This window comes from Streptomyces sp. NPDC127190, from assembly GCF_042672505.1.
Lineage (GTDB): Bacteria > Actinomycetota > Actinomycetes > Streptomycetales > Streptomycetaceae > Streptomyces.
In genome coordinates this window covers 11,238-21,468 of sequence record NZ_JBHXVE010000005.1, presented here as the reverse complement: position 1 = coordinate 21,468, position 10,231 = coordinate 11,238, and the positions used below count along the sequence as shown (strand labels likewise).

The following is a 10,231-nucleotide window of genomic DNA, read 5'->3' as shown; positions in this document are numbered from 1 at the left end:
GGGCGGGCCGCCTTCCGGCCGACGACCATCAGCTGTTGCTGGAAGACGTCCTTGCGGGGGCTCGGTTTAGTGGGCGTCGTGGTTGGCGTATTTCGGCGGGGGGGGGGGGGGACGCGCGCCGCTGGGTGGTGCGTGTCCCGTCAGTATGACGGGACACGCGGCACACGTCAGGTGCCCGGGACGAACCGCCGCCGCCCCCGGGCCGGCCGGTGCCTCAGCCCGCCACGATCCGCCCGGTGACCTCGCCGAGGCCCACCCGGGTGCCGTCCGGGCCCGGGGCCCACGCGGACAGGGTCACCACATCGCCGTCCTCCAGGAACGCCCGCTTGCCGTCGGGGAGTTCGAGGGGGTCGCGGCCGTTCCAGGTCAGTTCCAGCAGGGAGCCGCGCTGGCGCTCCTCGGGCCCGCTGACCGTGCCGGAGCCGTACAGGTCGCCGGTGCGCAGCGAGGCGCCGTTGACCGTCATGTGGGCCAGCTGCTGGGCGGCGGTCCAGTACATGGTGGAGAAGGGGGGTTCGGAGACGACATGGCCGTTGATCGAGACGGACATCCGCAGGTCGTAGCCGCCGGGCTCGATGCCGGGCGCCGAGTCGTCCAGGTAGGGCAGCAGGGGGTGCGTGCGCTCCGGCGGTGCCACGCGCGCGTGTTCCAGCGCCTCCAGCGGGGTGATCCACGCCGACACGGAGGTCGCGAAGGACTTGCCGAGGAACGGGCCGAGCGGGACGTACTCCCAGGCCTGGATGTCCCGCGCGGACCAGTCGTTCAGCAGGCAGAGGCCGAAGACGTGGTCCTCGAAGTCGGCGAGTGCGACCGGCCGGCCCAGCTCGGAGGGCACGCCCACGACGAACCCGACCTCGGCCTCGATGTCCAGCCGGACCGACGGCCCGAAGACGGGTGCCGGGTCGCCGGGACCCTTGCGCTGCCCGGAGGGCCGTACGACGTCCGTGTCCGAGACGACGATGGTGCCGGAGCGGCCGTGGTAGCCGATCGGCAGGTGCTTCCAGTTGGGCGTGAGGGAGTCCTCGGCGTCCGGGCGGAAGATCTGGCCGACGTTCCTGGCGTGGTTCTCCGAGGCGTAGAAGTCGACGTAGTCCGCCACCTCGACGGGCAGGTGCAGGGTGACCTCGGACAGCGGGTGGAACAGCGGCTCGATCGCCTCCTGGTGGACGGGGTCCGTGATCCAGGAGGTGAGGGCGCGCCGTACGTCCGACCAGGTGGTGCGGCCGGCGGCCAGCAGCGGGTTGAGGGTGGGACGGGCGAGCAGGGAGTGGTACGGCGAGCCGAGCGCGGCGGCCGCGGCGCCCGCGTCGAGGACGTGGTCCCCGAGCCGGACACCGACCCTGCGCTCCGTGCTGCCGGAGGGCGAGAACACGCCATAGGGAAGGTTGTGCGGGCCGAAGGGGTCGCCCTCGGGGACGTCGAAGGGGGGCATGTGGTGCTGCCTCACTCTCATCCGCGCCATGCATGGCGATGCGTTCCATGTGGTTGCGCCACACGTTACGGCCGGGTGGCGTGTCTTGGGCAGTGCCGCAGGCCTCCCGGCACGGCGTGGGCATCCGCCCTCGGTACGACGCTCGGCGCATCGCTCGAAAGGTTGCTCGCACAATGTCTAAAGAGTTCGCAATGTCCGAATGACCCTTGTCGGAGCGGGCAATTCCGGCTTAGCGTCCTTTGGGACACGGACGGGGTGGGTCCGTTCCATTGGGGGGACACGTGGGGGGACCCGTGGCCAAGACCGCCGTCGGCATGCCGTTCGAGGTCGACCGTGACGTGCCGGGACTGATCGTCAAGTTCGGCGACTATCCGCTGCACCACGGCGGTGTGGGGGCCATCCGCAGCCTGGGCCGGCTGGGGGTGCCCATGTACGCCGTCACCGAGGACGCGTACACGCCGGCCGCCGCCTCGCGCTATCTGAAGAAGGCGTTCGTCTGGCCGACGACGGGCGCGGAGGACCCCGGCCACCTGGTCGAGGGCCTGCTGCGCATCGGCCGCCGGATCGGCCGCCCGGCGGTGCTGGTCCCGACGGACGAGGAGGCCGCCGTACTGATCGCCGAGCACCAGCACGAGCTGGCCGGCTCCTTCCTGTTCCCGCGCGTGGACCCCGCGCTGCCCCGCCGGCTCGCCAGCAAACAGGGACTGCACGAACTGTGCGTGGAACACGGTGTCGCGAGCCCGCGGACCGCGTTCCCGCGCTCGTACGACGACATCGCCGCCTTCGCCGACACGGCCCGCTTCCCGGTGGTGGCCAAGAACCGCGAGGCGTTCGTCCGGCGCGAACGCCCCGCCGTGTACGGCACCACGCGGATCGCCACCCGCGCGGGCCTGCTCGGCCTCGCCCGCGACTGGGGCGACGACCCCGGCGTGGTCCTCCAGGAGTATCTGCCGCGCGAGGAGGCCGAGGACTGGATCGTGCACGCCTGCTTCGACCGGGACTCCGCCCCGCTCGCGCTGTTCACCGGGGTGAAGGTCCGCTCCTGGCCGCCGCACGCGGGCATGACGGCGACCGCGTACGTCGTCGACAACCCGGAACTCTCCGACCTCGCCGCCCGTTTCATCAAACAGATCGGCTTCAGCGGCATCATCGACCTCGACCTGCGCTTCGACCGGCGCGACGGGCAGTACAAGCTCCTCGACTTCAACCCGCGCATGGGCGCCCAGTTCCGGCTCTTCGAGAGCGAGTCGGGGGTGGACGTCGTCCGCGCGATGCACCTAGACCTGACCGGCCGCACCGTTCCGGAGGGGGAACAGCGCGCCGGCCACCGTTACATCGTGGAGAACATCGACCTGCCCGCCCTCCTCGCCTACCGCCGCAGCGGCTATACGACGCCGCACGCACCGGCGAGGGCGAGCGGGACCGAACTGGCCTGGTTCGCGGGTGACGACCCGCTGCCGTTCCTCACGATGCTCGCCCGCTTCGTGCGCCCGGGCGCGAAGCACCTCTATCAGCTGTGGCGGACCAACCGCCGCGGCAGCAGCACCTCCACGAAGTAGGCAAGGCCACCGAGGGGTGGCGCACCGCGTCCTGGGGAGGGACTTCGTGATGCAACCGGTTGCAGTCATCGGGGCGGGGCCGTTCGGCCTGTCCACCGCCGCCCATCTACGGGCGCGCGGCATCCCCGCCCGGGTCTTCGGCGACCCCATGGTCAGCTGGCGTGACCACATGCCCGAGGGCATGCTCCTGAAATCGACCCCCGCCGCCTCCAGCTTCCACTGCCCGCAGTCCGGCCACACCCTGGGCGACTACTGCGACGCGGCCGGGATCCGCCGCCTGGTGACCGACGAGGACATCATCCCGGCGGAGACGTTCATCGCCTATGGCGAGTGGTTCCAGCAGCGGCTGGTCCCCGACCTGGAGCGGGTGCGGGTCGTCTCCGTGGACCGGGACAGGAGCGGAGGCTTCGAACTGAAGCTGGACTCGGGGGAGTTGTTCACCGCGCGCGCGGTCGTCGTCGCCACCGGCCTGTCCGGGCTGGCGCATCTGCCCGCGGAACTGGCCGGTGCGGCGGCCGACGGCCCCGCCCCGGCGGGCCCGGTCTCGCACAGCTCCCAGCACCACGACCTCGGCCGCTTCGCCGGCAAGGAGCTGATCGTGATCGGCGCCGGCCAGTCCGCGCTGGAGACGGCGGCGCTCGCCGCCGAGGCGGGCGCACGGGTGCGCGTGGTCGCGCGCGGCCGCGGCCGGGTCGCCTTCGGCGCCCCGCCCTGGGGCCAGCCGAAGCTGCGCCCCGAGTCCCCGTTCGGCCGCGCCTGGTCGCTGTGGGCGCTCAGCTACCACGCGCAGCCCTACCGCCACCTGCCCGAGGCCACCCGCCACTACCTGGTCCGGCGGGTCCTCGGCCCGCTCGGCGCCTGGTGGCTGCGCGAGCGCTTCGAGAGCGCCGTGCAGGTGCAGGAGGTGCAGCGGGTGGTGAGCGCCGAGGCGCCGGACGGCACCCCCGTCCTCACCGTCCGCACCCACGGCGGCCGTACCGAGCGGCTCACCGCCGACCATGTCATCGCCGCGACCGGCTACCGCGTCGACATCGCGGCGATGGACTTCCTCGGCCATGAGCTGCGCACCCGGCTCGCGCTCAGCCGGGGCACGCCCAAGCTCGGTGCCGGCTTCGTCTCCTCCGTACCCGGCCTGTACTTCACCGGCCTGCCGGCGGCGTCGTCGTACGGACCGGTGATGCGCTTCGTGTGCGGTACGGACTTCGCCTCCCCGCGCCTGGCGAAGCACCTGGCCGCGGCCCACGGCTGAGCTCCGGGCCGACGCGGGGCGTCATCAGCGGGAAGACACACACCAGTTGGGGGTGATCAGCACACAAGTGCGCGCTGTGACAGATGAGTCGGCGGGGCGTGGTGTCCGTATTCTCTGATCATGGCACCCTCCTCCGCATATTCACTCATCGCCACCGACCTGGACGGAACCCTGCTGCGCGGTGACGACACCGTCTCCGACCGGTCGCTCGCCGCGCTCGCGCGGGCGGCGCGGGCCGGTGCCCGGCATCTGGTGGTCACGGGCCGCCCGGCCCCGCGGGTACGGCCCCTGCTGGCCGTGCTCGGCTGCACGGGGCTCGCGGTGTGCGGGCAGGGCGCGCAGGTCTACGACGCCGGGGCCGGCCGTCTGGTGTGGTCGGTCCGGCTGGACCGGGAGCTGGCCGAGACGGCGCTCGGCAAGATCGAGGCGGAGGTGGGACAGGTCTTCGCCGCCGTCGACCAGGACGGGGTGGACGGGCTCACGCTCATCGAGCCCGGGTACCGGATGCCGCATCCGGCCCTGCCCGCGGTCCGGGTCGGCCGGCGCGACGACCTGTGGTGCGCGCCCATCAGCAAGGTGCTGCTGCGCCACGCCACCCTGTCGGACGACGAACTGGCGGCCACCGCGCGCGCGGTGGTGGGGTCGCTGGCGACGGTCACCATGTCGGGCCCGGGGATGGTGGAGCTCCAGCCGCGCGGGGTGACCAAGGCGACCGGGCTGGCGCTGGCCGCCGAGCGGCTCGGCACCGGCGCCGACCGGGCGCTGGCGTTCGGGGACATGCCCAACGACGTCCCGATGTTCGAGTGGGCCGGGCACGGGGTCGCCATGGCCAACGCGCATCCGGAACTGAAGGCGGTGGCCGACGAGGTCACCCTGTCGAACGAGGACGACGGCATCGCCGTCGTCCTCGAAAGACTCTTCCCTACCGACTGACCGGTTCTTCAGTAGGCACCGGCCGGTCGGGGACCTCAGTACGCGCCGAAGACGTTGTCGATGGACCCGTACCGCGCGGCGGCGTAGTTGCAGGCGGCCGTGATGTTCGCGACCGGGTCGTAGGGGTCGAAGGAGGTGCCGGCCACGTGGTAGGCCTGGAAGGTCGGGTCGATGACCTGGAGCAGGCCCTTGGAGGGGATGCCCGCGGCGGCGTTGGAGTCCCAGAGGTTGATGGCGTTCGGGTTGCCGGAGGACTCCCGCATGACATTGCGGTAGATGCCGTTGTAGGTGCCCGGGATGCCCTTCTGGGCCATGATCGCGAGCGACTCGCGGATCCAGCCGTCGAGGTTGTTCGGGTACCCGGCGAGCGTGGTGGAGGCCGTGGCGGTCGTGCCGGTGGCGGCGGACGCGGTGGTGGCGCCGATGAGCGGCAGGGCGAGGACGGCGACGCCGGTGCCGGCGACGGCGAGCGCGCGGACGAGGCGGTTGGTGCGGGGACGGCGGGGCTGAGCGGCAGCAGACATGGGGGCGTTCCTCTCCGGCGCCTGCGAGGTGAGCTGTCGGGTTCGGGCGGGGAGGTGCCCGGCCGTGCCCTGGAGGAGGCATGGCTTCACCCCTAGCCGGGCCGGTGCGGCGTGTGCCTTCCGGTCCGGCGGCTTACCTGGGTCCCCCGCTCCTGCCGTACGAATGGGTTCGTGGATGGGTATGCGGGCGGCGGCAGGATTCGGCGTCCGCCCGACGGCCCGGAACGTATGCGAGAGCACATGTCGGGAACAAGTACTGGATTCACACAACGCACTATTTGACCTTGGTCTGCGCCATATGGGGTACTTGATCCTTTGCGGTTGCCAATGCTCAACTCGCTTGCAGGACAAGGAGGAAGCGGGCCTGCGGGGGAGGGGTGCCCGGGACTGGCCGCGTGACCCAATTCACGGAATAGCAAGTCATTCCAAAACGGACATGAGGGATTCAAGGTACCCATTGGATCTAATGGGTGTAATGGATGTAATGGAGTTGCCCGCGCGGCGCGACAAGGCGCTCGGAGTTCTGTTAAGTCGATAGATGTCCGTTCTTGCCATCCGATCGGAACCTTAGTGATCATGATCCGATGTCGACCGGGCTGGACCGGTGGGCGCTATCGGTGATCGAAACAGGACCGGATACGCTGACTCGAGTGATGGCAGCGACCTATCGACAAACCGTGTAATCGCCAGCAGACACCAGCAGACAGGAGACCCCTCGTGACCGTCGTCGGGCCGTTCGGGCTGAGCGTGCGGGACCAGGCTCTGGAAGCCGATGTCCAGGCCGGATTGACGGCTGTCGAGGAAGGCTTGCTCGAGGCCACCAAGAGCGAGGTTCCGTTCATCACGGAGGCCGCACAGCACCTCGTACGGGCCGGCGGGAAGCGGTTCAGGCCACTGCTCGTCATGCTCGCGGCGCAGTTCGGCGACCCCTACGCCCCGGGCGTGGTGCCGTCGGCCGTCGTCGTCGAGCTGACCCATCTGGCCACGCTGTACCACGACGACGTCATGGACGAGGCCGCCGTGCGGCGCGGCGTGGACAGCGCCAACACCCGCTGGGGCAACTCCGTCGCGGTCCTCACCGGCGACTTCCTCTTCGCCCGGGCCTCCCAGATCCTCGCCGACCTGGGCCCCGAGGCGGTCCGGGTCCAGGCCCTCGCGTTCGAACGGCTGGTCACCGGCCAGATCCTGGAGACCGCCGGTCCCTCGGACGGCCGTGACCCGGTCGAGCACTACCTGGACGTGCTCGCCGGCAAGACGGGCTCGCTGGTGGCGGTCTCCTGCCGGTTCGGCGCGATGATGTCCGGCGCCGACGAGACGGTCGTCGACGTCCTCACCCAGTACGGCGAGCGGCTCGGGGTCGCCTTCCAGCTCGCCGACGACGTCCTGGACATCGCCTCCGACTCGCACGAGTCCGGCAAGACCCCGGGCACCGACCTGCGCGAGGGCATCCCGACCCTCCCCGTGCTCCGGCTGCGCGAGCGGGCGGCCCGGCTGGGTCTGCCCGAGGACATCGCGCTGTGCGAGCTGCTCGACTCCGACCTCAGCGACGACGCACGGCACGCCGAGGTGCTGACCGCGCTGCGCGCCCACCCCGCGCTGGAGCAGGCCCGCCGGGACACGGTGCGGTACGCGGAGGAGGCGCGGGCCGCGCTGTCGCCGCTGCGGGAGTGCGACGCCAAGGCAGCGCTGCTGGAGCTGTGCGACGCGGTGGTCCACCGGGCCGGCTGACGCCCGTTCGACGGATGCCCTGCGGGCCCCGTGCGGGCCCCGTGCGGGCCCCGTGTGGGCCCTGGGCGGGCCCGACCCCTACGGGTTCGAAGCGGTCGCAGCGCCTCCATGTCATACCCCAGGCGTACACGGAGTTGGCTCCGAGGTCTGACGCTTTCTCATGGCCGATTTGGTGAGATGGAAACCACGGAAATCACCACTCCTCACCGATTCGGGTGAGAATGGCGGCTCAGGTGGACCAGCGTGGGGACAGCCGCCGCCGACGACGGAGGTAAGGCACACATGGCACCGTACGAATCCGACGACGCACCGAGCGCTGCGCGGGACGAGGACGCGCGCTCCGGCCGACGCAAGGCCGCCCGGTACGCCGTGCCGGTCGCGGTGGTGGGAGTGGCGGCGGCCACCATCGGGCTGGTCCCGGCGCTCGCCAACTCCGGCGACCCGGACCTGCCCCGGGTCACCGCACAGCAGCTCATCGAGAAGATCGCCAAGTCGGACGTGCAGCAGCTGTCCGGCACCGTGAAGATCAGCACCGACCTCGGCCTGCCGAACCTCGGCGGCCTGGAGAACAGCCTCGCCTCCGGCGCGGGCAAGGGCGACGGCTCCTCCGCCGACCCGCAGGCCAAGCTCACCGAGCTGGTCTCCGGCACGCACACGCTGCGCGTCGCCGCCGACGGCCCCGACCGGCAGAAGCTGTCGCTGCTGGAGACCGGCGCCGAGTACAGCATCATCCACAACGGCCGGGACGTCTGGGGGTACGACAGCCGGAGCAACCAGGTCCACCACAGCACCAAGGCCGCTGACGGCGCCCGGCACGGGGAGCGCGCGGGCGAGCCGCCGGCCACGCCCAAGGACTTCGCCGACCAGGCCCTGAAGGCGGTGGACGACACCACGTCCGTCACCGTCGACGGCACCGCGCAGGTCGCCGGGCGGGACGCCTACAAGCTGCTGATCAAGCCCAGGCAGTCGGGCACCACGGTCGGCGCGATCAGCATCGCCGTCGACGCGAAGACGGGCCTGCCGCTGAAGTTCACGCTGACCCCGAAGAGCGGCGGCGCCGCCGTCGTCGACGTGGGCTTCACCCAGGTCTCCTTCGCCAAGCCGGCCGCCGCCACCTTCGACTTCACCCCGCCCAAGGGTGCGAAGGTCACCGAGGACAAGCAGGACCACAAGGCCCGCGAGCACGCTCCGGCGGCGGGCCGGGACTTCGCCCGGGGGTTCGATCCGGCCGAGGTGCTGGGCAAGGGCTGGTCGTCCGTCGCCACCTTCGACACCGGTGCCAAGGGCGGCCTGCCCACCGGCGCCAAGGGCGGTGACCTCGGTGGCTTCCTCGGCTCGCTCGGCGACCAGGTCTCCGGGAAGTTCGGCAAGGGCACGGTCTTCTCCACCCGCCTGGTCAACGCGCTGATCACCGACGACGGCAAGGTGTACGCCGGAGCGGTGACCAAGGAGGCCCTGGTCAAGGCGGCCAACGAGGGCAAGTAGGCCCTGCCGGGGGGGCGGGGCCGGGCCCCGGGGAGGCGGCCTTCGCCTCCCCGGGCGGGCACGGGACGAGGGGGAGCCGATGGGCGAGCCGTCACAGGACCTGCGCGCTTCAGGGGACGCGGACCCACGCGCCGCCGACCCGCCTGCCGCTGACCCGCCTGTCGCGGACCCGCACGCCGCTGACCCGCACGCCGTGGCGGACGCCCCGCCGTATGCCATCGCCACCCGCGGCCTCACCAAGCGCTACCGCGGCGGACAGCTCGCCGTCGACGGCCTGGACCTGACCGTCCCGGCGGGCAGCGTCTTCGGCTTCCTCGGCCCGAACGGCTCCGGCAAGACCACCACCATCCGCATGCTGATGGGCCTGATCGAGCCGACCTCCGGCACCGCCCGGGTACTGGGCCGCCCGATGCCCCGGGCGGCCCGTGCCGTGCTGCCCCAGGTGGGCGCGCTCATCGAGGGCCCCGCGCTGTACGGCTTCCTCTCCGGCCGGGACAACCTGCTGCGCTACGACGCCGCCGACCCGACCGCCGACCCCCGCACCCGGCACGCACGCGTCGCCGCCGCGCTGGACCGGGTGGGTCTCACCGCCGCGTCCGGCAAGAAGGCGAGGGCCTACTCGCTCGGCATGAAACAGCGCCTGGGACTGGCCGCCGCCCTGCTCCAGCCGCGCCGGCTGCTCGTCCTGGACGAGCCGACCAACGGCCTCGACCCGCAGGGCATGCGCGAGATCCGCACCCTGGTCAGGGAGTTGGCCGCCGACGGCACCACCGTGTTCCTCTCCTCGCACCTGCTCGACGAGATCGAGCAGGTCTGCACCCACGCGGCGGTCATGACGCAGGGCCGGCTCGTCGTGCAGGGCTCGGTGGCCGAGCTGGCGGCCGGGGCGCGCGGGCGGCTGGCGGTGACGACCCCGGACCCGGCCGAGGCGGCCCGGGTACTCAAGGAGCTGGGGCTCGCGGACGTCACCACCGACGGCGACCGGGTCACCGGGGAACCACCCGCGCGGGACCTCGCCGAGGTGAACGCGGCCCTGGTCGCGGCCGGCATAAGGGTGCGCGGCTTCACGCTCGAACGGGCCTCGCTGGAGGACGCGTTCGTGGCGCTGACCGGGGAGGGCTTCGATGTCACGGGCTGAGACCCTGCCGGGCGGGGGTGAGAGCCTGCCGGGCGGGGGTGAGAGCCTGCCGGCCGCACCCCCGCCCCCGGCCGCGGGGGCGCCCCGGCCGCGCCCGAACTCCGCGCAGGGGCGGCCCCGCGGGGGGCGGGCCCCGCGGGGGGGGCGCGCGGGCGCGGCTGCCCCGGGCGGCGGCCGCGCGCC

The 10,231-nt window shown here is 72.2% G+C and carries 8 protein-coding genes and 1 riboswitch; of the genes, 6 read left to right on the top strand and 2 right to left on the bottom strand.

From position 1 onward, the window contains the following. Window positions 1-214: 214 nt before the first annotated feature. Window positions 215-1,432, bottom strand: a complete 1,218-nt coding sequence (gene fahA, locus ACFVIU_RS10320; RefSeq protein WP_385841829.1) for a fumarylacetoacetase — start codon at window positions 1,430-1,432, stop codon at window positions 215-217. 314 nt (window positions 1,433-1,746) lie between these two features. On the opposite strand from fahA, the gene ACFVIU_RS10315 reads away from it, so the two are divergent. From ACFVIU_RS10315 to ACFVIU_RS10305, 3 genes are all read left to right on the top strand, one after another. Beyond that, window positions 1,747-2,991 carry an ATP-grasp domain-containing protein gene (locus ACFVIU_RS10315; RefSeq protein ID WP_385842199.1) on the top strand — a complete coding sequence of 415 codons (1,245 nt, stop codon included), beginning with the start codon at window positions 1,747-1,749 and terminating at the stop codon, window positions 2,989-2,991. A gap of 46 nt (window positions 2,992-3,037) precedes the next feature. Beyond that, entirely contained in the window at window positions 3,038-4,240 is a 1,203-nt protein-coding gene (locus tag ACFVIU_RS10310; protein ID WP_385841828.1) for an FAD-dependent oxidoreductase, read from the top strand. Between the two features lie 120 nt (window positions 4,241-4,360). Further along, window positions 4,361-5,173 carry an HAD family hydrolase gene (locus ACFVIU_RS10305; protein WP_385841827.1) on the top strand — a complete coding sequence of 271 codons (813 nt, stop codon included), beginning with the start codon at window positions 4,361-4,363 and terminating at the stop codon, window positions 5,171-5,173. 35 nt (window positions 5,174-5,208) lie between these two features. Here the strand turns inward: ACFVIU_RS10305 and ACFVIU_RS10300 are convergent, their stop codons facing one another. Beyond that, window positions 5,209-5,697, bottom strand: coding sequence for a transglycosylase SLT domain-containing protein (locus ACFVIU_RS10300; protein ID WP_385841826.1), 489 nt, complete (start codon window positions 5,695-5,697; stop codon window positions 5,209-5,211). 5 nt (window positions 5,698-5,702) lie between these two features. After that, a riboswitch (cyclic di-AMP (ydaO/yuaA leader) is annotated at window positions 5,703-5,882 on the bottom strand. Window positions 5,883-6,414: 532 nt separating this feature from the next. Here ACFVIU_RS10300 and ACFVIU_RS10295 point away from each other — a divergent pair. The 3 genes from ACFVIU_RS10295 to ACFVIU_RS10285 all read left to right on the top strand — a co-directional run bounded on the left by ACFVIU_RS10295 (window position 6,415) and on the right by ACFVIU_RS10285 (window position 10,048). Further along, the gene (locus tag ACFVIU_RS10295; RefSeq protein WP_385841825.1) at window positions 6,415-7,425 is read left to right on the top strand and encodes a polyprenyl synthetase family protein; all 1,011 of its coding nucleotides are present in this window, start codon (window positions 6,415-6,417) and stop codon (window positions 7,423-7,425) included. Window positions 7,426-7,707: 282 nt separating this feature from the next. Beyond that, on the top strand, window positions 7,708-8,910 hold the full coding sequence (locus ACFVIU_RS10290; RefSeq protein WP_385841824.1) for an outer membrane lipoprotein carrier protein LolA: 1,203 nt from the start codon (window positions 7,708-7,710) through the stop codon (window positions 8,908-8,910). A 79-nt stretch (window positions 8,911-8,989) separates the two neighbouring features. Continuing rightward, window positions 8,990-10,048 (top strand): ABC transporter ATP-binding protein, encoded by a 1,059-nt coding sequence (locus ACFVIU_RS10285; RefSeq protein WP_385841823.1) that lies wholly within the window; start codon window positions 8,990-8,992, stop codon window positions 10,046-10,048. Window positions 10,049-10,231 lie beyond the last annotated feature (183 nt).